The sequence below is a fragment of the Armatimonadota bacterium genome (genome assembly GCA_025059775.1).
In the GTDB taxonomy this organism is placed as follows: domain Bacteria; phylum Sysuimicrobiota; class Sysuimicrobiia; order Sysuimicrobiales; family Sysuimicrobiaceae; genus Sysuimicrobium.
The window spans coordinates 1-23,275 of the sequence record JANXCW010000007.1; the positions used below are offsets into that span (position 1 = coordinate 1).

General features: G+C 67.8%; 22 protein-coding genes and 2 pseudogenes. 7 read left to right on the forward strand and 17 right to left on the reverse strand.

The window, feature by feature from the left end:
• The 15 genes and pseudogenes from N0A24_06450 to N0A24_06520 form a co-directional block, all read right to left on the reverse strand.
• Nucleotides 1–729: amidohydrolase family protein (locus tag N0A24_06450; GenBank protein MCS7173023.1), on the reverse strand; the 729-nt coding region annotated here is incomplete at its 3' end.
• A 36-nt stretch (nucleotides 730–765) separates the two neighbouring features.
• A complete protein-coding gene (locus N0A24_06455) occupies nucleotides 766–2,550 on the reverse strand; it encodes an iron ABC transporter permease (protein MCS7173024.1) in 1,785 nt (594 codons plus the stop codon).
• 11 nt (nucleotides 2,551–2,561) lie between these two features.
• Nucleotides 2,562–2,984 (reverse strand): VOC family protein, encoded by a 423-nt coding sequence (locus N0A24_06460; protein MCS7173025.1) that lies wholly within the window; start codon nucleotides 2,982–2,984, stop codon nucleotides 2,562–2,564.
• A 154-nt stretch (nucleotides 2,985–3,138) separates the two neighbouring features.
• On the reverse strand, nucleotides 3,139–4,545 hold the full coding sequence (locus tag N0A24_06465; GenBank protein ID MCS7173026.1) for an aminomethyltransferase family protein: 1,407 nt from the start codon (nucleotides 4,543–4,545) through the stop codon (nucleotides 3,139–3,141).
• Nucleotides 4,546–4,554: 9 nt separating this feature from the next.
• Nucleotides 4,555–5,550, reverse strand: a complete 996-nt coding sequence (locus tag N0A24_06470; protein MCS7173027.1) for an ABC transporter substrate-binding protein — start codon at nucleotides 5,548–5,550, stop codon at nucleotides 4,555–4,557.
• Nucleotides 5,551–5,616: 66 nt separating this feature from the next.
• Nucleotides 5,617–6,177, reverse strand: a complete 561-nt coding sequence (locus tag N0A24_06475) for an ABC transporter substrate-binding protein (GenBank protein ID MCS7173028.1) — start codon at nucleotides 6,175–6,177, stop codon at nucleotides 5,617–5,619.
• Nucleotides 6,081–6,968 (reverse strand): ABC transporter permease subunit, encoded by an 888-nt coding sequence (locus N0A24_06480; protein MCS7173029.1) that lies wholly within the window; start codon nucleotides 6,966–6,968, stop codon nucleotides 6,081–6,083. The genes N0A24_06475 and N0A24_06480 overlap by 97 nt, the downstream gene beginning before the upstream one ends.
• Before the next feature lie 59 nt (nucleotides 6,969–7,027).
• Nucleotides 7,028–7,696, reverse strand: a pseudogene (locus tag N0A24_06485) (ABC transporter ATP-binding protein).
• A 27-nt stretch (nucleotides 7,697–7,723) separates the two neighbouring features.
• Entirely contained in the window at nucleotides 7,724–8,431 is a 708-nt protein-coding gene (locus N0A24_06490; protein ID MCS7173030.1) for an ABC transporter ATP-binding protein, read from the reverse strand.
• Complete coding sequence (locus N0A24_06495) at nucleotides 8,425–9,147, reverse strand: ABC transporter ATP-binding protein (protein MCS7173031.1); 723 nt, start codon at nucleotides 9,145–9,147, stop codon at nucleotides 8,425–8,427. The genes N0A24_06490 and N0A24_06495 overlap by 7 nt, the downstream gene beginning before the upstream one ends.
• Nucleotides 9,148–10,134 carry a branched-chain amino acid ABC transporter permease gene (locus N0A24_06500; GenBank protein ID MCS7173032.1) on the reverse strand — a complete coding sequence of 329 codons (987 nt, stop codon included), beginning with the start codon at nucleotides 10,132–10,134 and terminating at the stop codon, nucleotides 9,148–9,150. It abuts the gene before it with no gap.
• Nucleotides 10,131–11,009, reverse strand: coding sequence for a branched-chain amino acid ABC transporter permease (locus N0A24_06505; protein ID MCS7173033.1), 879 nt, complete (start codon nucleotides 11,007–11,009; stop codon nucleotides 10,131–10,133). Before N0A24_06505 ends, N0A24_06500 begins: the two co-directional genes overlap by 4 nt.
• Nucleotides 11,010–11,077: 68 nt before the next feature.
• Nucleotides 11,078–12,307: an amino acid ABC transporter substrate-binding protein gene (locus N0A24_06510; GenBank protein ID MCS7173034.1), complete on the reverse strand. Its 1,230-nt coding sequence runs from the start codon at nucleotides 12,305–12,307 to the stop codon at nucleotides 11,078–11,080.
• A gap of 83 nt (nucleotides 12,308–12,390) precedes the next feature.
• Nucleotides 12,391–13,464, reverse strand: coding sequence for an alpha-hydroxy-acid oxidizing protein (locus tag N0A24_06515; protein MCS7173035.1), 1,074 nt, complete (start codon nucleotides 13,462–13,464; stop codon nucleotides 12,391–12,393).
• A gap of 14 nt (nucleotides 13,465–13,478) precedes the next feature.
• Nucleotides 13,479–15,287: a PEP-utilizing enzyme gene (locus tag N0A24_06520; protein ID MCS7173036.1), complete on the reverse strand. Its 1,809-nt coding sequence runs from the start codon at nucleotides 15,285–15,287 to the stop codon at nucleotides 13,479–13,481.
• 246 nt (nucleotides 15,288–15,533) lie between these two features.
• Between N0A24_06520 and N0A24_06525 the strand changes: the two genes are divergently transcribed.
• The 6 genes and pseudogenes from N0A24_06525 to N0A24_06550 all read left to right on the forward strand — a co-directional run bounded on the left by N0A24_06525 (nucleotide 15,534) and on the right by N0A24_06550 (nucleotide 20,457).
• Nucleotides 15,534–16,346, forward strand: coding sequence for a glucose 1-dehydrogenase (locus N0A24_06525; GenBank protein MCS7173037.1), 813 nt, complete (start codon nucleotides 15,534–15,536; stop codon nucleotides 16,344–16,346).
• A 26-nt stretch (nucleotides 16,347–16,372) separates the two neighbouring features.
• Nucleotides 16,373–17,374, forward strand: a complete 1,002-nt coding sequence (locus tag N0A24_06530; protein MCS7173038.1) for a thiamine pyrophosphate-dependent dehydrogenase E1 component subunit alpha — start codon at nucleotides 16,373–16,375, stop codon at nucleotides 17,372–17,374.
• Complete coding sequence (locus N0A24_06535; GenBank protein MCS7173039.1) at nucleotides 17,374–18,372, forward strand: alpha-ketoacid dehydrogenase subunit beta; 999 nt, start codon at nucleotides 17,374–17,376, stop codon at nucleotides 18,370–18,372. The genes N0A24_06530 and N0A24_06535 overlap by 1 nt, the downstream gene beginning before the upstream one ends.
• Nucleotides 18,373–18,399: 27 nt before the next feature.
• Entirely contained in the window at nucleotides 18,400–18,645 is a 246-nt protein-coding gene (locus tag N0A24_06540) for a lipoyl domain-containing protein (protein MCS7173040.1), read from the forward strand.
• A gap of 128 nt (nucleotides 18,646–18,773) precedes the next feature.
• Nucleotides 18,774–19,376, forward strand: a pseudogene (locus N0A24_06545) (2-oxo acid dehydrogenase subunit E2).
• Complete coding sequence (locus N0A24_06550) at nucleotides 19,366–20,457, forward strand: alcohol dehydrogenase catalytic domain-containing protein (GenBank protein MCS7173041.1); 1,092 nt, start codon at nucleotides 19,366–19,368, stop codon at nucleotides 20,455–20,457. The pseudogene N0A24_06545 and the gene N0A24_06550 overlap by 11 nt, the downstream one beginning before the upstream one ends.
• A 4-nt stretch (nucleotides 20,458–20,461) precedes the next feature.
• On the opposite strand, the gene N0A24_06555 is transcribed toward N0A24_06550, so the two are convergent.
• Entirely contained in the window at nucleotides 20,462–22,114 is a 1,653-nt protein-coding gene (locus N0A24_06555; protein ID MCS7173042.1) for a formate--tetrahydrofolate ligase, read from the reverse strand.
• Nucleotides 22,115–22,231: 117 nt separating this feature from the next.
• Between N0A24_06555 and N0A24_06560 the strand changes: the two genes are divergently transcribed.
• Entirely contained in the window at nucleotides 22,232–22,645 is a 414-nt protein-coding gene (locus N0A24_06560) for a hypothetical protein (protein ID MCS7173043.1), read from the forward strand.
• Nucleotides 22,646–22,648: 3 nt separating this feature from the next.
• Here the strand turns inward: N0A24_06560 and N0A24_06565 are convergent, their stop codons facing one another.
• On the reverse strand, nucleotides 22,649–23,233 hold the full coding sequence (locus tag N0A24_06565; protein MCS7173044.1) for an elongation factor P: 585 nt from the start codon (nucleotides 23,231–23,233) through the stop codon (nucleotides 22,649–22,651).
• Nucleotides 23,234–23,275 lie beyond the last annotated feature (42 nt).

Sequence of the window (23,275 nt, forward strand, 5' to 3'; positions counted from 1 at the left end):
CCTCTCGTACAACTCCGCCCACCACAGCCCCGTCTCCAAAAACACATTGTCGTGGCTCCCCGCCACGTGCAGCGCCTCCTCCACCCACCGCTCCAGATACCCCGCCTGCATCCCCCCATGGTCCAGAATCAACGGAACGTCCGGAAACTCCGCCGCCAGATCCGTCAGCCACAGCACCTGAAGGGACTCCGGGAAGATGTGGTGCGTCAGCGGATATCCCTGCACCACCCCCGTGTGGATCCGTGCGGGCACCCGGTGTTTGCGGGCTACCTCCAGGATCACCCGCATTTCGTCCAGCCGCTCCGTGATGCTCAGGGAGGTCCGCCTCCGGGGGTTGTAGGGAATTCCCTCCCCAATGCCCACGAACTTCCCCGTGCTCAGCAGCCGATCCAGCTCCTGCGCCGCCGCCTCCGGAGTCCATTCGATTTCCCCCCGCAGCGCCGCCTTCGCGGTCTCCACCGCACCGCAGCACGCCACGAACTTGTCCGGATAGCGCTCCACGAGCTGTGCGTTGAGCTCGTTGCTCATCCCGAAGGCCGGCAGGAGCACGCACATGTCCACCCCGTACCGCTCCATGTCGTACAGCAGCCGCGCGCTGTTGTCGTAGGCCTCCATGTCCACCATCGCGGAGGCAAGATCCGGGTACCCGGTCTTGCCCGCCAGTTGAGGGCCCGCGGCGAACCGCTGCGCGTGCACGTGGGTGTCAACGATGAAGCGGCCCAGTCGCATGTCCTCCTCCTACTAACTAAAAAAGCCCGGAGCCCGCTACCGAACTCCCCACCGGCCCGACAACCGCCGGGCGAGGTACGCCATGGCCACAACCCCTAAGAGCATCACCGTCCCCAACGCGCTCGCCTCCGGTAGATCCCCCCGCTCGTACAGGTGCCACAGCCGCACCGCGGCCACGGAGGTCTCCGGTCGGTACAGCACGAGCCCCACGGTGAACTCCCGGAAGCTGATGACGAAGTGGAAGACCCACGCCGCCAGCACCGCGGGAAGCACCAGGGGGATCAGGATGCGGCGAACCGCGGCTCCTTCCGCGCATCCGCTCACCCACGCGGCCTCCTCCAGCTCCCGGTGCACCTGCATCATGGCCGTCCGGAGGATCCGGCTCACCGTTCCCGTCCGCGCCGCGAACGCCACCACCAGCATCCCCAGGGTCCCGTACAGCCCCACCGGCAGCCACAGATACACCAGCATCACCGCCAGAGCCAGGATCACCCCGGGGATCACCACGGAGGAAAACGCCAGGAAGTCCAGCACGAACCGTCCCCGCAGATTCGTCCGCGTCACCACCCACGCCACCCCCGTGGCCACGGAGACCGCCAGCAGCGCGGCCGCGGCGGAAGCTAGGACGCCGTTGCGGAGGGAGAGGACCGTCTGCGCGTCCGTGAGCACCTTCCGGTACGCGTCCCCGGTGGGAGTCCCCCACTGCTGGAACCCCGTCCGCACCGCCTCGGGAAAGAGGCTGGTCACCACCAGGATCCCCACCGGAAGCCCCACGGTCACCAGGAGGTACAGCCCCACGAGCCCCAACGCTACGTACCGACCCCTGCCCAGTTCCCGAACCCCGCCTCGGAACCCCTTCCCCCGCACCACCGCGTACCGCTCCGCCAGCCGGGTGGCCCGATTGTACGCCCACAGCCCCGCCATGCCCACCAGGAGTCCGGGAACGGAGAGGGCCGCCACCTGCCCGTAGTTCGGAAGGGTCGCCGCGGGGTTGAGGGCGTAGTAGATCCAGGTGCTGTAGACCTGGACCCCGGCAGAAACCCCCAGCAGGAGGGGGACCTCGAAGCTCTCCAGGGTGAGGATCAGGGAGAGGATGGCCACGGATCCTACCGCGGGGAAGAGCATGGGCAGCACCACCCGTGCGAGCGTCCGCAGCGGAGAAGCCCCGCACACCCATGCGGCCTCCTCCAGGCTCCAGTCCAGGTTGCGGAAGGCGGAGGCCATCAAGACGAAAACCAGGGGCACCAACCCGAATCCCTGAACCAGGATCATTCCCCACATGCTGAAGATGTTGAGGGGACCGCTTGCGCCAGATTCCATGCCGAGCACGGCCCGCAGCAGCACGTTCAACAGTCCCGCCCGGGGCCCCAACAGCATCACCCACCCGATGCTCACCACGATGGGCGGGACCAACAGGGGCACCAGGAGGGCCACGTAGACCAGGTGTCGCCCTGGAAGGTCCGTGCGCTCCACCAGCCACGCGAACCCGGTCCCCACCAGCAGACCCACCGCGCAGGATCCCAGGGTGTACAGAGCAGTGTCCGCGAACACCCGTCGGTACAGGACGGGATTGGTGAAGACGGAGAGGAAGTTCTGCAATGTCCAGCGAGAGGCAGGCTCGAAGGGGAGGACGTTGGTGCCCTCCCGGAACGCGGCGAAGATCAAGGTGCCGAGCGGAGCCAGCAGGAGCCAACCCAACGCCAGGGCCACCAGGGCTCCCAGACCCACCGCAGGTTGGACCGCCGCCTGCGTCGCGGCCCGCCACGTCCGGGCCAACCCTTCCCAGGGGAGTGCCCGGGTGGCGATGGGCACGCGTCCCATGGAGGAACCCTCTATCGGCTTTCAGAGGTGGAGGAGGGCGCGGGCCCCATCAGCTGGATTCGCAGCCCCAGGGTGCCCTCCGTGGCGAGCCACTGGACCATCCGGGTTCCCCCCACGATGGCCGGCGGTCCCTCCGGCCGGATGTTCCAGGTTCCAAGCCGCTGCACCGTGTCTTCCACGTTCTCGCTGCGGAGGGCGATGTGGTGCACGCTGGGGCCTATCTGCTGGAGGTAGCTCCGGAGCGGATGCATCTCTCCCCACGGGTAGAGGAGCTCAAAGGTAACCCCGCACGCCTCCACGAACGCGAGGTCAATTTCCCGGCCCATAACATTCTTCTGGTGGGAGATCACCTTCCCTCCCAACACCTCCACGAAGAACCGGAGCGCTTCTTCCATGTCCCGGACGACCACACCGAGGTGATCCACCTGCAGCATCCGCGACCTCCCGGAGGAAGCAGATTCCCCTGCGGAGGGGCAACCAGGATCTCGACGGCCCCACCTCCTCAGACCGAACCCATAGACCACACCCCCACCCGCCCATCCACCGCACCCCGAATCGGCTGCAGGATATACAATCGGCCGACTCCTGTCAACGGAAGCCTCCCGCCACCATGGCCCGGTACTCCCGCGCCGCCTGAGAGTACGGCACGGGCGCCACGGTGGCCCGGATTTCCGTCTGCACGTGCCGCTCCACGCTGGGCTTCCGAGAACCCCCATTGGGTTCCCCCCACACCACCACCACCTCCGTCCCAGGGGTGCTGTACGCCGCCTCCACCATGGCCAGGGGCAGCACTGCCCCTTCGTTGGAGCTGTAGCCGCAGGAGGTGGAAAATCCGATGAGCTCTCCCTTTCGGTTCAACACCCTGTCGTACGGCCATATGCAGTATCGGGAGAGGGGCAGGTCCATGTACTTGGCCCGTTGTCCCCGGGGCTGCGTGAACAGCGTACGGAAGACCTGGATCACATCCTCCGGGTTCCACACCAGGGTCACCTTCCGTCGGTGCGGCTCCTTCGCTTTTTCCTCCAGGGCCTCCCGCCCGATGAAGTCATGGTCGAACTTCAGCAGTCGTCCGTATCCGAGGTCCCACGGCGTCAGGTAGTAGTCCTCCACCTGAGGGGAGTAGAAGCTGCCCCCCAGAGATCCTGTGGCCTCGTAACTCGTGGCCGGAAGCCACTCCCGATACGCCCGCAGGGCGGGGCTGCTGTAGACGGCGGGGAGCACCCCCGAGATCCACCCCGACTCCAAGGTGTTCGTCGCGTATGCCCTCGAGCCCACCGGTTGCAGCCCGAACTCCTCTCCTGCCTCCAGGATGGCACTTCGGACCGCCTCCCGTTCCTCCCAGGGTCCGAACAGCTCCCCGCCCGCCACGCCGGCCATTCCGTGGTGCAAGAACCGGACCCTCCAACGTCCGATCCGGATCCACGTCATATGGAAGAATTTCACCTCCGGAAGAGGGCCATCGTGGAGCTTCTCCAACAACGCTGGCGCCCTGGGGCCCTGCAGCTGGAAACGGTACACCTTGCGGGGACGACTCGGATCCGTCAAGGACAACTCGTCCCGCTCGAAGCTCACGTCGTAGGCGCCCGTCTCCCCGTGGTACTGCACCCAGTTGAGGGCGGAGGGGCGCCCCACGAGCTGGAAGACCTCCGGTTCCAGGTAGAAGAGCACCGCATCCCCGATCACATAGCCCTCCGGGGAACACACCACCAGCTGCTTGGCCATGCCGGGTTCAAACCCTCGAAAACTGTTGATGCCGAGGTAGTTGAGCAACCGGAACGCGTCCCTCCCGCGCACGTACAGGTCGGACATGTGGTACGAGAGGTCCAACAGCGCCACCGCCTCCCGCCACGCGTGCTGCTCGTCCCTCCAGTTGGTGAACTCCGCAGGAACCACGGGAAACGCGCGGGCGCCCGTCCGGTTGTTGTACAGGTAGTCCACGATATTGGGAACGCGGTCCACGATCTCCTGAAGATTCCGCGGCGCTGCGTCCTGCATGTTCTCCTCCTACTGGCCTTCGAAGACGTGAACAGGAGCAAATGCCTCCTCCAGGGAGATCGGCCGTGTCAGCGGCCCCTGCTCCTGGAGGTACCGCACCAGGGTGTTGAGGGTCTTCCGGTTGGGCTCGAGCCCGTACGGCCAGGGGTCTGCACCGAACAGCTCCCATACCTCCTCCAGGTCCGCATGCAGCCACGGAAGGCTGTAGCGCAGGGCAGGACTGTAGGCCATCCGTGCAAAGGCCACCTCCTTCGCGCGGCAGAAGGCCTTATAGAGACTGGTCGCCACCCAGGGATGCTGACGCAGCAGACCTTCCCGCACCACCACGGTGTGCATGATGGGAAAGATCCCCGTGCGGCGGTAGTACGCCCGTTCCACCTCCCGATAGTTCGGAAAGAGCCGCCGGATGCGCGGATCCACCCCGAAGGAGTGAGGCCGCACAGCCCCCATGTACGCATCCAACAGTCCTTCCGACAGCATTCGATCTAGGCTGTAGCCCTCCGGGGCGGGCTCCAACCTCCACCCCTCTCCCTGCGGCCGGTTGGAGATGGCCGCGGAGCGGCGCCCGGGCCGGTTCGCCCCCCCCACCACCCAGGTGATGGATCGGAGATCCACCCCGTACTCCTCCTGGAGGATCCCCCGCAGCCAGACCAGGGCCGTCTGGCTGAACTCCGGGACCCCCACCCGCTTCCCCTCTAGATCCTTGGGATGCTGGATCCCGCGGTCCTCCCGGACGAAGACGTAGCCGTGCCGGAACATGCGGGAGGGGAAGACGGGCAGGGCGACAAATGGGAAATCCCCCGCGGCCCGACGGGAGAGGTACAGGGAGCAGCTGAACTCGAAGGCGTCAAATTCCCCCGCCACCCCCCGCAGGAACGCTTCCGGAGGCTCCTCCACGGCTACGTATACCAACTCCATCCCCTCCGGCCGCACACTCCCGTCCCGCAATGGCTCCGTTCGATCGTACAGGCCCCCCGCGAGGGTCACCGTCAGCGTTGCCGCCATGGCACCCGAGCCGGCTTCATCGCGGGCATGTCCCCGCCCAGCGGGGCTCCAGGGCTTCCTCGAAGCTCACCGGCCGCCGGAGCACCCGGTGTCCATCATGCGACGCAGCTCCGCCTCGTACCCCGTACGGCTCAGGCACCCCGTGCTGTACCCGTGCCGGATCCTGCCGACCATCCTCACCGCCAGCTCCGGCGGAACCCCTTGAAACAGCTGAGCCGTCTTCGGATTGCCCATCACCAGTCGCACGATCTCCTCGGAGGAGTGGCTGCGGATGTAAGCTACCCCCTTCTGGACGGCGGCCACCATGGCCGCGGCCACCTCCGGCTGGGTCCGGATCACGCCCTCCGTGGTGGCCAGGATGCCCACCAGGAGCAGGTCGGTGCCGATCCAACGCCTCAGCACGTGGCGATCGAAGATGTTCACCAGCATGAACCCCACTCCGTCCACCTCCACCCGCCGCACCTGCCCCCGGAGGGCGGACCGGACGATGAGGGTGACGTGCAGCCGGTCGTAGACGGAAGCGATCCCCTTCAGGGGAGCGCCCGCCAGTCGCGCGAGGGGAATGTGCTCGGTTCCGATGACCCCGAAGGGTGCACGGCCGCCGATGAGGAGGTTGCGGATGGCCACACCACCGGATAGAAGAATCCGCCCGATCTCCACCCCTCGCCGCGGAAGTGCCCTGCCGCCTCCGCCACCAAAACGGGCAAAGCGGGCTCCACGGCCGCGACCACGACCGCCAGGATGACCACGATGGCGAAGGTGCGGGGGGTGTCCAGCAGACCCACGGAGATCACCATGCGGTACCCGAGCCCCTGGACCGATCCCACGAACTCCCCCACCACCGCGACCCCCAGGGAGACGCCGATGGAGGTGCGCAGGGCCGCCACCACCCAACTCACCACGTACGGCAGGATCACGTATCGCGCGATCTCCCGCGTCCCCCCGCCCATGACCTCAATCCCGCGCACCCAGTTGCGATCTATGGTCTGCACTCCCTGGTACACGTTGAAGAACACCACGAAGAAGACCGCGAAGAACACCAGGGCAACCTTCGAGGCCATCCCGAGCCCAAACCAGACCACGAAGAGGGGTGCGAGGGCATAGCGGGGCATGGCGTTGAGGGCTACCATGAGGGGTTCGGCAGCCTGGCCGAGGAGGCGCACGTAGGCAAACAGCACGCCCACCGCGATCCCCGTGACGATGGCCAACAGCAGCCCCGCCGCCGCCTCGGAGAGGGTGTACAGGGCGTCGCCCGCGAGGTCACCGCTCCGGGCATACGCCGCCAACCCGGCCACGACCTCCGTGGGACTGGGTAGGAGGGCACGGGGCATCGCCCGCCACCCCGCAACGAGATCCCCGCTCAGCAAAGCCCAGGCCAACAGCACGGTTCCCGCGAACCCAGCCCGCAGGGCCACCACCCGCGCCCCATGCCGGTACGTTCCGGTCCGGGGCCGCCGGGTTTGCGAGAGGGCCAAGCTCACAGGTGGGAGAACACGACCACCCGTTGTCCCAGCGTGATGGCCTCCGTAAGATCGTGGGTGACAAACAGCACCGTGACCCGGTGCTCCATCCAGAGGCGACTGAGCTCCCGCTGCAGGTGCATTCGGGTGTGCGCGTCCAGCGCGCCGAAGGGCTCGTCCATCAGCATCACCTTGGGGCCGTACACCAGGGTGCGGGCCAACGACGCCCGCTGCCGCATTCCCCCGGACAGCTGATGCGGGAAGTGCCGCTCAAAGCCGCTCAAACCGACCCGGGCGATCTCCTACCGCGCCCGGAGGATCGCTGACCACAGCGGCACCCGCCGGATGCGTAGGCTGATGAGGACGTTCTGTTCCAGGGTGTACCAAGGAAGCAGGTTGTCCCGCTGAAAGACGTATCCCAGGGCACCGTCCCAGTCCCGATGGTCGCGGATCACCCGGTCCTGCCACCGCACGGTTCCCTCGATTTCGGGGTCTCCTGGGAGCGCAAAGCCCGCCACCACGTTGAGGAGGGTGGATTTCCCGCAACCGCTCGGCCCCACCAAACACACGAACTCCCCCGCATCCACCTCCAGGTCAACCCGATCCAGCACTTGAAGATCCCCGAGCCGGAGGGAGAGTCCCTCGATCCTCAGTCCTCCGCTCACCGGCGGCCTCCGGACGGCCATTACCATTATATTTTTTGTGGCCGGAGCTCAGCCTCCCAGATAGGCCCGACGCACGAGTTCGTCCTGCTGGAGTTCCGCCGCGGCTCCCTCCCGCACCACGCGGCCGGTCTCCAGGACGTATCCCCGCTGCGCCACCCGCAGGCTCATGCGCACGTTCTGCTCCGCGAGGAGAATGGAGCAGCCCTCCGCACGGATCCTCTGGAGCACCTGGAACACCTCCCGGACGATGAGAGGTGCAAGCCCCAGGGAGGGCTCATCGAGGAGGAGCACCCGAGGACCGGCCATGAGACCCCGCGCGATGGCCAGCATCTGTTGCTCCCCGCCGCTGAGGGTCCCCGCCAGCTGGCCGTGGCGCTCCCGGAGGCGGGGGAAGAGACTCCAGACCCACTCCAACCTCCGCTGCACCACGGAGCGATCCCGTACCCCGTACGCGCCGAGCAGCAGGTTCTCGTACACCGTCAAGCTCGCGAACAGCTCCCGGCCCTCGGGCACCAGCACCACCCCCGCCCGGGCCAGGCGCTCCGGGCTCCACCCCAGCACGGATTTCCCCTCGTACTCGATGCGTGCCCCGGGCTGAGGCCGCACGAGCCCCGCAATGGCCTGCAGGAGGGTGGACTTCCCCGCGCCGTTCGCCCCGATGACGGCCACCGTCTCTTGGGGCTGAAGTTCCAGGTGCACGTCCTGCAGCGCCCTGTGCTTTCGGTAAAGCACCGTGAGGCCCGTGACCCTCAGCATCCCGCATCCTGCCCCAGGTAGGTGGCCACCACCTCCGGGTGGCTCAGCACTTCCCCCGGCTTTCCCTCCAGGATCTTCCGACCCGTGTGCAGCACCACCACCCAGTCCGCGATGGCGCGCACCGCGGACATCACGTGCTCTACAAGCACCACGCCGATGCCCTGAACTCGCAGCCGTCTCAGGAGCTCCAAGGCCACCTGGAGCTCCCCTTCCGTAAGCCCCGCCAGCCACTCGTCCAACAGGAGGAGCCTCGGATCCCCCGCGAGGGCGCGGGCCAGTTCCAGCCGCTTCTGATCGATGTAGGTGAGGTCGCCCGCGGGGACGTCCAGCCGGTCCCTAAGGCCAACTTCCTCTCCTACCTCCTGTGCCTTTGCCATGGCCCGGGCCACGGGAAGGCCCCGTGCCCGAAAGAGAAATCCCAGGCCGATGTTCTCCCGCACCGTCATCGCCTCCATGATGCGGGGACGCTGGAAGGTCCGGCCGATGCCCAGGTGCGCCACCCGGTGGGGGGGCCAGCCCGTGATGTCTCGCCCTTCCCACCGGACCCTCCCTGCGTCCGGCGCGAGGACGCCGCTGATGACGTTCAGGAGGGTGGTCTTCCCGGACCCGTTGGGGCCGATCACCGCCACCACCTGCCCAGACCGCGCCACGAGATCCACGCCCACCAGCGCCTCCAGCCCTCCGAACCGCCTGCTCACTCCCCGCACTTCCAGCATCTACCCCCCGCTGCTCCCCACCCGCGGGAGCTCCTCCGCCCGAACCCGAATCGTCCCGCCCTTCCGCTCCTCCGCCCGCTGCAGGATCCCCTCCACCAGCCCGCTTAGGCCCCCGGGGGCATACAGGACCAGAACCGCGAGGAGGAAACCCAGCACGAACAGGAAGGGGTAGGGATAGCGCGCGTACAGCCATTCGTACAGCAAGAGCAGGGGGATGGTCCCCAGCAAGGGACCGTAGCTCTGCCGGATCCCGCCCAGCATGGCCATGAGGATCACCTGGAACGACCGGGTGGGATCGAAGGCCATATCGGGGAGCACGTAGGCCCACCGGGGCGCGAGAATGGCTCCCACCACCGCCGTGGCGCTCGCGGTTGCGGCGAACACCCCAATCTTCACCCGGGAGACGTCCACCCCCGTGTGGGCCGTGGCCAGTTCATCCTCCCCGATGGCCCGAAGCGCGTATCCCAGCTTGGACCTCCGCAGCAGGAACGCACCCAGAAGGAGGGCCGCGGTGACCACCCACAGGGCATAGTACAGATCCAGGTCGCCGAAGGGCACGCTGACGATCCGGCCCACCTTTCGGAAGAGGCGCCCCTCGAACCACAGCACGAACTGCCGGAGGAATTCGCTCAGCCCGAAGGTGAACATCACGAAGTACAGGCCGCTGAGCCGCAGGGTGGCGAGGCCCACCACGGAGGCCAACAGGTAGGCCAGCACCGCGGCCGCGGCGGCGCAGGCCAGCACCGGGATGCGGCCACCCAGATAGACGGTCACGTATGTCCCGATGCCGAAGAAGGCGGCGGTAGCCAGCGAGAAGTAGCGGGTGGGCCCGGAGAAGATCGCCCACGCGGTCACCAGGGCCATGTAGCTGAGGAGTTCCACGAAGAACCCCACGAGATACGCAGAGCCCCACCGGGGCGCCGTGAGGAGGACCAGCATCCCCAGGAAGTACGCGGCCCACGCGACGGATCCCCCCCGTTCCCTCACGTCCGCCACCCGAACAGGCCCCGCGGCCGCCACAGCAGGATCGCGGTCAGCACCGCGAAGTTCACCGTAAGCCGCAGGGCGGGATCCCACACCGCGCTCACCACGCTCTCCGCAAGCCCCAGCAGGATCCCCGCGGTAAGGCTTCCCACCGCGCTCCCGATTCCCCCCAGGACCATCACCACCAAGGCCCGCACCGTCACGTCGATGCCCGCGGTGGGGCTGAAGGACCAGAACATGCTCAGCAGGGTTCCCGAAGCGCCCGCCAGCACCCCCCCGATGCCGAAGGCCACGAGCCGATACCGCTCCACCCCCACCCCCACCAGCTGCGCGGCCCGGGGGTTATCCGCCATCCCCCGCAGCACCCGGCCCAGGCTGGACCACCGCAGGATCCCGTAGAGGATCCCGCTGAGCAGAAAAGCCCCCGCCGCGGCCACCAGGCGGTTTCTGCTGAAGGGATGCCCCAGGAGGAACACCGGCTCACTCCAGAAGGAGTAGTGCCGCAACTCCGCCCCCCAGAGCATGAGGGCGGAACTCTGGAGGAGGAACAGCAGGGCAAACGTCAGCAGGAGCATGGCCACCTCGGCCTCCCTCCGGTCCATGCGGAAAACCCTTCGCAGGCCGGCCAGGTAGGCGCCGCCGCTGACCAGTCCCGCGGCCGCTCCGGTGCCGAGGAGGGAGACCAACGGGCTGAGCCCCAAAACCGTGTACGAGGTGTAGGTCAACAGGGCCCCCAGCATCACCAGCTCCCCGTACGCGAGGTTGAGGATTCCCGCCACCGCGTACTGGAGATTCAGGCCCAGGGCAACGAGGGCGTACACCCCTCCCAGGATCAGGCCGTCGAGGAGAACGGCCACCCACGTTCCACTTCCCGTCATCCCCGTCCCCGAAAGAGGATCCGGAGGCGCCCGTGGGGAACCGGACGCCCCCGGATCCGGTTGCTCCGCTATCTGCGCCAGGCGGGCTTGGGGACCACCATGGGACGGATCTGCCCCTCCAGACCCCACACGCCCAGGAACTGGCCCCTCTGCCACTGGCCGATCATGCTGGGCCAGTAGGTGTTCATCTGCTCCCGGAAGCGGATGGGCCCCATGATGGTCCGGAAGGTCCGGGTTGCGATCACATCCCGGATCTTCTTCCGGTCGATCTCTCCCACCTCCTCCACGGCCTGCTCCAGGACCTGCAGGGCCGCGGGCATGTACGCCCCGCCCCAGCATTCGATGGGCCTGCCCACCACCTTCCGGTACAGGTCGTAGTACTCCTTGGCTCCCGGAATCTGCGGGTTACAGCCCCCCGCGCCCATCACGCCCTCGATGGTGCGGGCCCCGTACCTCCGGGGGAGATCCCCGAAGGCGATCCCCACGGTTCCGTAGTAGATCTTGGGGTTGAACTGCTGGGCGATGGCCTGCTCCAGGAGCAGGGAGAAGTCCGAGGGGTAACTGATGGAGATGTACACGTCGGGATTCAGCGCCTTCATCTCCCGGATCAGGGAGGAGACATCTGAAACCTGCAGGGGGTAGCTCTTCACGTACAGAATCTGGAACTCCGCACGCTTCAGGGCCGCCTCGTACGCGGGCCAGAACTCGTACCCGTGCTGGTCCGCGATGTACGTGGCCACAATCCTCGGCCCGATGACACCCCTCTGGCGGAAATGCACGAGCATGTCCGTCACCGCTTTGGCGTGCACGTCGGGCTGGGCATGGAACCAGAAGGCGTACGGGAACTCATGCCGGCGTTTGTACAGCTCCACCGCGCTCGCATGCACGCCCAGCAAGGGGTATCCGTACTTGTTGAAGAGGGGGGCGGCGGCGATGTGCATGGCGGTGCCGTAGGGAGGAAGGATCAGGTCCACCTTATCCTGGAGGATGAGCCGCTCAAGATTTCGGATCAGGGTCTCCTGCTGGCTCCGGTCGTCGTACTCGATGAACTCGATGGGAACCCGGCGGCCGAACTTCTTGAGGTACAGTCCGCCCTTCCGGTTGAGCCCATCGAGCCAGATCTTGAACTGGTACCGGCTGGCCTCCGGTACTCCCGGAGAGAGAGGACCCGTCAGGGAGTGCACCACGCCGATCCTGATCTTGGAAGGTCCCCCCGGCTGGGTGGCTGCGTATCCATAGGCACTCACCCCCATGGCCATCAACACCACCGCGACCAGGATCCTCCGCGCCGAGCGCATGTCCCTCACCCCCTTCTCGGATTCTGATTTCCGCCGATCCCTACCGTTGAAGCCCGTCCCGCCCTCCTCCCACCCCCTTCCGACTAGATGCGTCCCAGGAAGCTCCAGGGTACCCCGGGATATGCCGTGAGGTACTCAGGCCCCAGCTGTCCGACCTCCGTCACCCCCAAGAGTCCCAGGGTGGTTCCGATCTCTTCCTGCAGCAGCTCCAGAGCCCGCTCCACCCCCTCCTGCCCGCCCGCGGCCAGGGCCCAGCACTGGAGCTTCCCGATGAGGGCCGCCCGGGCACCCAGGGCGAGGGCCTTCACCACGTCCGTGCCCCGGAGGATGCCTCCGTCCACCAGAACCTCCGCCTGACCCTCGATCGCTCCCACGATCTCCGCCAGGGCGTCCGCGGTAGCGGGCGCGTAGTCCAGCTGCCGGCCTCCGTGGTTGGAGACGTACACCACCTGCACCCCGTGCTCCACCGCCAGCCGGGCATCCTCCGGGGTGAGGATTCCCTTCAGGATCAACGGCAGGGAGGTTTGGTCCCGAAGCCACCGCACCTCCTCCCAGGTGAGGGCTGCCTGGTAGGTCTCGTCCGGGACGATGTCCGCCAGGTTCGGACGTTGCGCTTCCTGACGGGGGCGAAATCGGTTGCGCAGGTCCCGCTCCCGCCGTCCGTACACCGGGACGTCCACGGTCAGGCACAGGGCTAGGTAGCCGGCAGCCTCCACCCGGCGCACCATCCGGCGCATCCAGCTACGATCCCCCCGCACGTACAGCTGGAAGACCAGGGGGCCCGTGGCAGCCTCCGCCACCTCCTCCAGGGACCGCTCGGACATGGTGCTGATCCAGGCCACGGTCCCCCGCCGGCCCGCGGCGCGGACCACCGTCCGGGTGCCGTCTGGGTGCACGAGGCCCAGGTTGCCGATGGGAGCCAGCATCACGGGCAAGGCCAGGGGGCATCCCAGGAAGGTGGTCGCGGTGGATCGGGTTCGAACGTCCCGCAGGACCCGGGGGCGGAAGGCGTAGCGCGCCCAGCGCAACCGGTTCCAACGCAGGGTGGTCTCCGTCTCCGCCCCACCGGAGACGTAGTCCCACACGTAGGGCGCCAGCCGCCTCCGGGCCATCTGAACGATATCGCGGAGGGTAACGAAAGATTCCGCACCGCTCATGGGGGATCGGCCCCTCAGTCCAGAAGGGTAACGGTTCCCGCATCCCCATCCACCCGGATCCGCTGTCCGGTGCGGATCCGCCGGGTGGCCACCCCCGTTCCCAGCACCGCGGGAATCCCGTACTCCCGCGCCACGATGGCCGCGTGCGACATCATGCCCCCGATGTCCGACACGGTGGCGCGGATCTTCGCGAACACCGGAGCCCAACTGGGTTCCGTCACGGGGCACACCAGAATCTCCCCGGGGCGCACCGCGTGGAGTTCCTCCACGCTGAGCACCACCCGGGCTGGACCTTCCGCCACCCCGGGCGCCCCGGGAATTCCCCGCAGCACCCTCTCCTCCTGCGGCGCAAGCCAGGTGCGCATCCGATCCGGGGTGAACCCCCACAGCATGACCACCGCGGGATCTGTCATCTCCTCCGGCACCCGGCCCAGAAACGGCGGGGGCGTAACCTTCCGCAAGGCCTGGTGGATCCGCCGGCGTCGCTGGACCACCGGCCGCCAGTACCGGGGACCCCGAGCCCCGCATCCCGCGGACCACGCCAGCAGCAGATCGTGCAGGGCCTCGGCCACCTCCCGGGGCTTGAGGTAGAAGACGTCCTCCGAATCCTCGAAGAACCCCTGCTGCACAAACAGCCCCCCGAGTTCCCGGATCTTGTTCCAGAACAGGCTCTGGTACCACTGCTCCACGTAGAACTTGTGGTCCTCGATCCCGAAGTACACCTTCCGCGTCAGCTGGAGCATCTGATCGAAGGCCCTTCGGTCCTCCTCCGAGGGGAGCAGCCGGCGGTACTCCGCGGCGATCCGATCCCGCTCCGCCATCAGCTCCTGCAGGGGACGCTCCAGGTCCTCCCCGGCCCGGAGGCGCTCCATGTAGTGGGGCAGAACCGAGAGAACCGGCGTGGGGTCGTCCTTCCAGGCGCGGTGGGTGTGGTGAAAACCGTCTCCCGTGCTCATGTAGAACCAGGGGTCTGCGCTCCGCTCCCACTCCGCGAGCCAGCGCCGGCCTGCCTCCGTGCCCTCCAGCTCCCGCCATACCTCCTGCCAGCTCCTCCCTTCTTGGAACGCCCGCTCGATCCCGAGTTCCACCGCGAGCTTCGCCAGCCGCTTCAGCTCGTCGTTGGGGCGGAACATGCTCACGTGGATCCCGGAAACCATGCGGGGGATGACCGGATCCGGAATCTCCGGGAACGCCTGCTTACAGAACTGGTAGAAGGTGAGGTATTCCCCGAACCCGATCATCACGATCTCCATGTGCAGCTGCCACATGCGGTAGATGCTCTCGATGGCCCGGTGGTATGCACACAGCACATCCCAGGCGGTACCTACCCCCCGCCGTTCCAGCACCACCCGCTCCTCCTCCACCTCCGGGAGAGGAGGGAACCGCAGGGAGTCCAGGGCGCGGATCTCCTCCGTGACCTTGTGCTTCCAGCTCGCGTAGACCTCCTCCCACTGCTCGTAGTAGCTCCCCGCGCGCCGGAGGAAGTACGGCGTCCGACGTTCGACCTCCTGCGGGTCGGTGATGGGCGTGGGACTCATGTACACGTACCCCAGGAGGATGCGGAAGGCCATCCCTCTCGCTCCCGGGATGAGGAAGATGCGGTGGCTCATCTCCCCAATCCCCACATGCCCAGCCTCCGCGGCGATGATGTCGAAGGGGGCAAGGGGCTCCGTGTAGTGCATGGTGTTGAGGAACCAGAACCGTTCCTCTTCCTCCTCCCGGCGATCCGGGCTGAAGAGCAGATAGTACGGGTAGAGCTCCTCCCACCCCTCACACTCCGGGGGAGTCTGGACCTCAAATGGGCTTGGAAACCTGTGCTCCATCCCCACCCCTCGCCTTCCGTCCAGATCCGGCACAGGGCCGGAAGTCCCAGCAACCCCGTGGCGGGCCTGTTCCGGAGGATTCGACCCACTTGACGCTTCTCCTGCCGCCAGAGTACGTTTGCCCAGGAGGCCGTGCGGAGGGCGCTCCGGGAGGCCGCGGGCCGAGTGGGCTCTGATCGCTTTTCTGTTCCCATCGGGGACGCACCCGGCCTATGGATGGGTTTCCCCTGATCCCATGGAGGGGAGGTGAGGGCGGTGCGACTGGACTTCACGGGGAAGGTGGCGGTGGTGACGGGCGGAGGATCCGGGATCGGGCGGGCCATCTGTCAGGAGTTCGCCCGGGCCGGAGCCCGGGTGGTGTGCGTGGACCTCGACCCCCGGGGCGGGGAGGAGACGGTGGCGCTGATCCGACGGGAGGATGGCGAGGCCGTCTTCGTGCAGGCGGACGTGACCCGCTCGGAGGAAGTTCAGCGATACGTCCGGGAGGCGGTGGAGCGATTCGGGCGGATTGACGCCTTCGCGAACAACGCGGGGTGGGAGGGGGCGTTCGCCCCCATCGTGGAACTCCCCGAGGAGCAGTTCGACCGGATCATGGCCATCAACGTGCGGGGGGTCTTCCTGGGGTTGAAATACGTCCTCCCCGTGATGATCCAGCAGCGCAGCGGGGCGGTGGTGAACACGGCCAGCATCGCCGCCTATTACGGGAGCGCCACCATGGTGGGCTACAGTGCCAGCAAGCACGCGGTGGTTGGCCTCACCCAGACCGCGGCCCTGGAGGTGGCGCGCTTCGGCGTCCGGGTGAACGCCATCGCACCGGGTCCCGTGGACACGCGTCTGTACCGTGCCATCGTGGAAGCCAAGCAAGCGGGACAGATCGAGGAATACAACGAGCGGATGCGGGCCGTTACCCCGGATCAGCGCCTGGGGGAGCCCCAGGAGATCGCCTGGCTCGTGCTGTTTTTAAGCTCCGACTATGCCCGCCACATCAACGGTGCTACCATCGTGATCGACGGGGGTCTCACGGCGCAATCCCCCACACCGCGGGGCATCCGTCAGTAGGGAGGAACCGTGCAGGAGGCAAAGCCATGGGGATCCCGCGGGAGCTGAGCCTGGAGCTGTACCGCAAGATGCGCCTCATCCGCCGGTTTGAGGAACGCGTGGTGGAGCTGGTGAACGACAACGAGATCCCCGGCATCACCCACGAGTACATCGGACAGGAAGCGGTGGCCGCGGGCGTGTGCGCGGCCCTGCGGCCGGACGACGTCATCACCAGCACCCACCGGGGGCACGGTCACGTGATCGCCAAAGGCGGGGACATCCGGTACATGATGGCGGAGCTCATGGGAAGGGAGACAGGCTACAACCGGGGCCGGGGCGGCTCCATGCACATCGCGGATGTCCAACTGGGCGTGTACGGCGCAAACGGGATCGTGGGTGCGGGCTGTCCCATGGCGTGCGGTGCCGCGTACGTGCTCCGCCGCCAGGGGGATCGGGTAGCGGTGGCCTTCTTCGGGGACGGAGCCGTCAACCAGGGGGTGGTGCACGAATCCCTAAACCTCGCCGCCATTATGGAGCTACCGGTGGTGTTCGTCTGCGAGAACAACCTGTACGCCATCACCACGCCCATCCGATCCGTCACCCGGAACGAGCTGTGGAGGCGGGCGGAGGCGTACGGGATGCCCGCCCACGCGGTGGACGGCATGGATGTGGAGGCGGTGTACGAGGCCGCCACGGAGGCCGTGGCCCGGGCCCGGGCGGGCGAGGGGCCCACCTTTCTGGAGTGCCGGACCTACCGGTACTCCGGGCACTACACCGCGGAGCGCAACCTCCCCCACATCCGGTACCGCACGGAGGAGGAGATCGAGCAGTGGCGCCAGCGGGACCCCATCCGCACCTGGCGACGGCGGATCCTGGAGCGGGGCCTCGCCACGGAAGCGGAGCTCGACGGGATCGACCGAGAAATCGAGCAGGCCCTGGAGGAGGCGGTGGCCTTTGCCCGCCAGAGTCCGTGGCCGGATCCCTCCACGGCCCTGGAGTACATGTACGCGGAACCCATGGAAGGAATCCCTGCGCGGGGGTGGCGGTGATGCGGCAGCTGCGGTACCTGCAGGCCATCCAGGAGGCCCTGTATCAGGAGATGCAACGGGATCCCCGGGTGTTCATCCTGGGGGAGGACATCCGGGTGAGCATGCGGGGGACCACCCGGGGGTTTGTGGAGGCCTTCGGCCCGGAGCGGGTGCTCGATATGCCCATCTCCGAGGCCGCCTTTACCGGATTCGCCACGGGTGCAGCCATGGCGGGGTTCCGTCCCGTGGTGGAGTACCAGATCCCCTCCCTGGTCTACGTGGCCTTCGACCAGCTCGCGAACCAGGCGGCGAAGATGCGCTACATGCTGGGCGGGCAGGTGCGGCTCCCCATCACGTACCTGGTGATGGGCGCGGGCGCGAAGAACAACGCGGCGGGGCAGCACTCCGACAACCCCTATCCCTTTCTCCTCCACGCGGGGTTCAAGGTGGTTCTGCCCTCCACCCCCTACGACATGAAAGGGCTGCTGGTGAGCGCCATCCGGCACGACGATCCGGTCTTCGTTCTGTGCCCCGCGGCCCTCTATGCCCTCCGCGGTCCCGTGCCGGAGGATCCGTACGCGGTTCCGCTGGGAGTGGGCGAGGTCAAGCGGGACGGTTCCGACGTGACCGTGGTCGCCACGGGGCACCTGGTGCAGACCGCCCTGCAGGTGGCGGAAAAATTGGCGGAGGAGGGCATCCAGCTCCTGGTGTGGGATCCCCGCACCCTCCTTCCCCTGGATCGCGAGGGGCTCCTCCACGCGGTGCGCCGCACGGGACGGGTGGTGATCCTGGACGACTCCAACCGCACCTGCGGGTTTGCTGCGGAGGTGAGTGCGCTCATCGCGGAGGAGGGCTTCGACGCCCTCCGGGCGCCCATCCAACGCATCACCCGGCCTGACGTGCCGGTGCCCTTCAGCCCGCCCCTGGAACAGGCGGTGCTGCCGGGAGGCCCGCAGCTTCTGCAGGCCGTCCGGCGGGTGCTGGAGTGGAGGCCGGAGGTTTCCACAGCCATCCTCTGAAAGTCCCGGGAACGCGAGGGAGTGCGGATGCCGCTGGTGGAGGTCAGGGTTCCGAAAGTGGCCATGAGCGTGGATGCGGTGGACGTGGTGAGCTGGCACGTGCAGGTGGGAGACCGGGTGCAGAAAGGATCCCCCCTGGTGGACCTGGAGACGGAGAAGGCCACGTTCACCGTGGAGTCGGAGGTGGAGGGGGAGGTGGTGGAGATCCTCGCGCAGCCGGGAGAAACCCTCCCCATGGGGGCCAATCTGTGCCGGATCCGGGTGGGGGAGTAGAGGCCAGAGCGGAGGCGTCCTCGGAACTCTGCTCGCTTCTGGAGCCCTACCGGGAACTCCCGGTGCTCCGGGAGCAGCCCCTCAGCCCGGTCCGGCGGATCATCGCCCACCGGCTGGGGCAGACGTGGCGCCACGGTGTGCTGGTCACCCTGCATCGGGGGCTCGAGGCCCGGGCCCTGGTGGAGGCGGCGGAACGCACCGGCCACAGTCCCTTTGATCTCCTCCTGCGGGCCGTGGTGCAGGCTCTGGAGGAGGACCCCCGGTTCAACGCCACCTTCGACGGTACCACGCACCGCATGTATGGGGTGGTGAACCTGGGGGTGGCGGTGGACACGCCCAAAGGCGTGGTGGTCCCCGTCATCCGGAACGCGCACGCCCTCCCGCTGGGGGAGCTCGTCCGGATCCGCCGGGAGCTGATGGAACGCGTACGGTCCTGGCAGCATCGGCTGGAGGACCTTCTGGGGGCCACCTTCACCGTGAGCCATCTGGGGCCGCTGCAGGTGGATGCCTTCAACCCCATCCCCAACCCGCCGCAGGTGGCCATCCTCGGAGTGGGCCGCCTCCAGCACCTTCCCGTGGCGTGGTGGCCGGAGCGCACCCCGCGGCCCCGGTGGATTCTCCCCACGAGCCTTACCTTCGATCACCGGGTGGTGGACGGCGCGGACGCCGCCCGGTTCCTACAGCGCTTGCAGGAACTGGTGGATCGGGAGGTGGGGACGCTTGAAGCGTGATTCCGTACTGGCGGCCGTGACCCGTGCTCCCGGGCAGGTGGTGCTCCAGGAATTTCCGCGCCCTGAGCTCGGACCGGAGGACCTCTTGCTGCGGGTGGAACTGTGCGGGATCTGCGGCTCGGATCTGCACATCTTCGAGGGAGATCGGCCCCGGCCCTATCCCATGATCCAGGGGCACGAGTTCGTGGGCACCGTGGCCGCGGCGGGGGAGCGGGCCCGAGCCCGAAACCAGGTGGACGTGGGAGACCGGGTGACCGTGGAAGTGCTCGTCCCCTGCCAGAGCTGTCCCTGGTGTCGGGCAGGAACCTACAACCTGTGCCTTGCGAACCGCACGGAAGGCTGGATGTACGGGTGCAACATCAGCTGCGAGCGCCCCCCGCACCTGTGGGGGGCGTGGGCGCAGTACCTCTACGTGCCCGCCCGGGCCCTGGTCCACCGTCTTCCGGACGGGATCCCGTGGGAGCGGGCGGTGCTGGCCGAACCGCTGTCCGTGTCCGTACGGGCCGTGCATCTGAGCCCCGTGCGGGTGGGCGAGCCCGCGGTGGTGATTGGAAGCGGTCCCATCGGCCTACTGACCGCGCTGGTGGCGAATCTCGCGGGCGCACGGCCCGTGATCCTGATAGGACGCCGGGAGGAGCGGCTGCGGCTCGCGCAGAAGCTCGGGGCCACCGTGGTGATCCACGAGCAGGAGGAGGATCCCGTGGGGGCGGTGCACCGCCTCACGGAAGGGGGAGCCCCCGTGGTCTTCGAGGCCGCGGGCACCACACAGAGCCAGCAGGCGGCCTTCGCGTGCGCTCGGCCCGGCGGCACCGTGACCCTGCTGGGCCTCACGGGTGCGCAGCCCGTTTCGCTGGCCCTAGACCGGGTGATCGTCACCCGGGAGGTGCGGGTTCAGGGATCCGCCATGGGTGCCCAGGCGTACCCCGCCACTCTGGAGATCCTCGCGGGAACCGGATTCCCGCTTGAGGCCCTGGTGACCCACCGGTTCCCCCTCTCCCAGGTGGAGCAGGCCCTGCACACCGTCCGCGGCCGCGGAGGAGGATGCGTCAAGGCGGTGATCGCCCCCTGGGATCCTGCTTGAACCGCTAGGTGAGGCCCACCACCCGCCCTTGGTCGTCCAGGGAGATCCGTTCCGCAGTCGGCCGTCGCGGGAGCCCCGGCATGGTCATGATGTCCCCTGCGAGGGCTACGAGGAACCCTGCTCCCGCGGAAAGCCGCACATCCCGGACGGTGATGACAAACCCCGTGGGTCTTCCCACCTTTTCGGGATCGTCCGAGAGGGAGTACTGGGTCTTGGCCACGCACACCGGGAGGTTGCCGTAGCCCAGGGCCTCGTACCGGGACATCTTGTTCCGGGCACGGGCCGTGCACTCGACTCCGTCCGCCCCGTACACGGTGCGGGCGATGGCCTCCAGCTTCCGCTGGAAGGGCCATTCGAGCTCATACAGGAAGCGTGGCGCGGACGGCACGGCGTTGTGCTGCAGCACGCCCCGCACCGCCTCCGCCAGCTCCAGTCCCCCTTCCCCTCCCAGATCCCAGCCCCGGAACTGGGCCACGGGGACCTGGAGTTCCTGGCACCGCCGCACCACGAGGGCGAGCTCCTCCTGGGTGTCCGAAGCGAAGACGTTGAGGGAGACCACGGGCGGGATTCCAAAGGATCGGAGGTTCTCCACGTGCTTGTCCAGATTCACCAGTCCCCGCTCCACCGCCGCGGGGTTCGGCTCCTCGTAGTTCCGGCCCGCGCCTCCATGGATCCGGAGGGCCCGCACGGAGGCTACGAGGACCCCCACTGCGGGCCGGAGGTTCCCCGTGCGGCACTTGATGTGCACGAACTTCTCCGCGCCGAGATCTGAGCCAAACCCCGCCTCCGTCACCACCACCTCCGCGCACTTCAGGGCCAGGCGCGTGGCGAGGATGCTGTTGCAGCCGTGCGCGATGTTCGCGAAGGGCCCCCCGTGTACGAAGGTGGGCGTTCCCTCCAGGGTCTGTACCAGATTCGGGTGGATGGCGTCCTTGAGGAGGGCGGCCACGGAGCCCGCCACTCCCAAATCCCCTACGGTCACCACCCTCTCGTCCTCCCGCTCCCCGACCACGACGCGCGCCACCCGCTCCCGCAGGTCCGCCCGGCTCTGGGCTAGGCACAGGATGGCCATGATCTCGCTGGCGCTCGTGATGTCAAAGCCCGTCTCCCGCGCAACCCCGTGCGTGCCTCCCCCCAGTCCCACCACGACCTGGCGCAGGGCCCGGTCGTTCATGTCCACCACCCGCCGCCAGTGGACCCGGTGCGGCGCGAGCCCCGGGATGGTCTGGAAGTAGAGGGCGTTGTCTACCACCGCGGCGATGAGGTTGTGGGCCGCGGCTACCGCGTGGAAATCGCCCGTGAAGTGCAGGTTGATGTCGTCGGCGGGGACGAGCTGCGCGCGTCCTCCTCCCGCGGCCCCTCCCTTCACCCCGAAGCACGGCCCCAGGGAGGGCTCCCGGAGGGTGACCGCCGATCGGATCCCCAAACGCCGCAGGGCGTCTCCGAGGCCGATGGCGGTGGTGGTCTTCCCCTCTCCCGCGGGGGTCGGGTTGATGCCCGTCACGAGGACCAGGGATCCCTCCGGGCGGTCCCGGAGCCGCTCCAGGGCCTCCACCCGGATCTTCGCCTTGTCCCGACCGTACGGCAGGAGCTCCTCCTCCAGGATACCCAGCTCTTCTGAGAGTTCTTGGAGCGTGCACGGAAGCGGCTGCGCCATGCTTCTACCCTCCCATTTGGATTCCGCCGAGAGGAATTCGGCGCCATTATGGTGAGGGAGCCTGGCCCTGTCAAGGCAACCGCGTTCGTGCTATGCTTACCCTGAGGAGGGATGGGGATGCGCTGTCCCCGGTGCGACCACCCCGTGCAGTTCTGCGAGTGCCTCCCGCCTTCTGAGCGCGCCTTGCTCGAACCCAAGACCCTGTTCGTGGATCTCGGTTGGGGAAGACCTTACCGGATCCGGACACCCACCCCCCTCCTTGTGGCGCTCCTCCTGTCCGCGCTTCTCATCCTGCCGCTTTTGCTCTTCGCGCTCCCCCTCGCGGCCGTCGCCGCCCTCACCGCGGCGACGGGGGACGTATCGCTCTTGCACCAAGTCCTCGGGTTCGGGGGAGGGGCCGTACTGGCCCTCGCGGGTGCGTGGTTGCTGCCCGCGGCCCTGGCGAGGATTCTGGAGCGTGCGGCGACCATCCATCCAGGAGGACATTCCGCGCAGCCCCGCGGACCGAGGCCGCGATCCCTGCCCCGCTAGAGCCTACCTTTCGCCGCGGGTCTTGCGCTTCGCCCGCTCCACGTAGCTGGCGGTCTCCACCTCCACCCGGATCCACTCCCCGGGCGCGATGAAGGGCGGAACCAGGATCACGAGGCCGTTGTCCAGCTTGGCCTCCTTCCACACGTTCTCCGTGCCGATGGCTCGGCTGGGCGGTGCGGTTTCCACCACCTGGACTTCCACCACGTCCGGGAACACCACGCCCACGGGTTCCCCCTCGGAGAACTCTACGGGGACGGTCATCCCCTCCCGCAGATAGGCGGCGGTAGGCCCCAGGCGGGCGTTGTGGATGCTGATCTGATCGAAGGTCTCCGTGTCCATGAAGTGCGTGGCCTCCCCATCCTGGTAGAGCACCTGCATGATGCGGCGGGCGGTCTGCACATCCTCCACGAGCTCGTCCGCCCGGAACCGGACCTCCCGGATGGCTCCCGTGCGGGTGTTGCGCAGCTTGGCGTGGGTCACCCCCCCCATCTGCCCGCCGCCCGCGTGGTAGGAGGCGGTGATCACCTTGAACAGCTCTCCCTCCAGCCGGATCACCATACCGGATCGCAGCTCGGACGCCGCCACCATGCTCCATCCCACCCCGTGGCCCGAACTCCCCATCTCCAGTAT

What these genes read in the sequence shown, in the direction of transcription:
- N0A24_06455 (MCS7173024.1), bottom strand. Translation starts at nt 2,550, where the DNA reads ATGGGACGCGTGCCCATCGCCACCCGGGCACTCCCCTGGGAAGGGTTG.
- N0A24_06460 (MCS7173025.1), bottom strand. Translation starts at nt 2,984, where the DNA reads ATGCTGCAGGTGGATCACCTCGGTGTGGTCGTCCGGGACATGGAAGAA.
- N0A24_06465 (MCS7173026.1), bottom strand. Translation starts at nt 4,545, where the DNA reads ATGCAGGACGCAGCGCCGCGGAATCTTCAGGAGATCGTGGACCGCGTT.
- N0A24_06470 (MCS7173027.1), bottom strand. Translation starts at nt 5,550, where the DNA reads ATGGCGGCAACGCTGACGGTGACCCTCGCGGGGGGCCTGTACGATCGA.
- N0A24_06490 (MCS7173030.1), bottom strand. Translation starts at nt 8,431, where the DNA reads ATGCTGAGGGTCACGGGCCTCACGGTGCTTTACCGAAAGCACAGGGCG.
- N0A24_06495 (MCS7173031.1), bottom strand. Translation starts at nt 9,147, where the DNA reads ATGCTGGAAGTGCGGGGAGTGAGCAGGCGGTTCGGAGGGCTGGAGGCG.
- N0A24_06505 (MCS7173033.1), bottom strand. Translation starts at nt 11,009, where the DNA reads ATGACGGGAAGTGGAACGTGGGTGGCCGTTCTCCTCGACGGCCTGATC.
- N0A24_06510 (MCS7173034.1), bottom strand. Translation starts at nt 12,307, where the DNA reads ATGCGCTCGGCGCGGAGGATCCTGGTCGCGGTGGTGTTGATGGCCATG.
- N0A24_06515 (MCS7173035.1), bottom strand. Translation starts at nt 13,464, where the DNA reads ATGAGCGGTGCGGAATCTTTCGTTACCCTCCGCGATATCGTTCAGATG.
- N0A24_06520 (MCS7173036.1), bottom strand. Translation starts at nt 15,287, where the DNA reads ATGGAGCACAGGTTTCCAAGCCCATTTGAGGTCCAGACTCCCCCGGAG.
- N0A24_06530 (MCS7173038.1), top strand. Translation starts at nt 16,373, where the DNA reads ATGGGGATCCCGCGGGAGCTGAGCCTGGAGCTGTACCGCAAGATGCGC.
- N0A24_06535 (MCS7173039.1), top strand. Translation starts at nt 17,374, where the DNA reads ATGCGGCAGCTGCGGTACCTGCAGGCCATCCAGGAGGCCCTGTATCAG.
- N0A24_06540 (MCS7173040.1), top strand. Translation starts at nt 18,400, where the DNA reads ATGCCGCTGGTGGAGGTCAGGGTTCCGAAAGTGGCCATGAGCGTGGAT.
- N0A24_06555 (MCS7173042.1), bottom strand. Translation starts at nt 22,114, where the DNA reads ATGGCGCAGCCGCTTCCGTGCACGCTCCAAGAACTCTCAGAAGAGCTG.
- N0A24_06560 (MCS7173043.1), top strand. Translation starts at nt 22,232, where the DNA reads ATGCGCTGTCCCCGGTGCGACCACCCCGTGCAGTTCTGCGAGTGCCTC.
- N0A24_06565 (MCS7173044.1), bottom strand. Translation starts at nt 23,233, where the DNA reads ATGGTGGCGGCGTCCGAGCTGCGATCCGGTATGGTGATCCGGCTGGAG.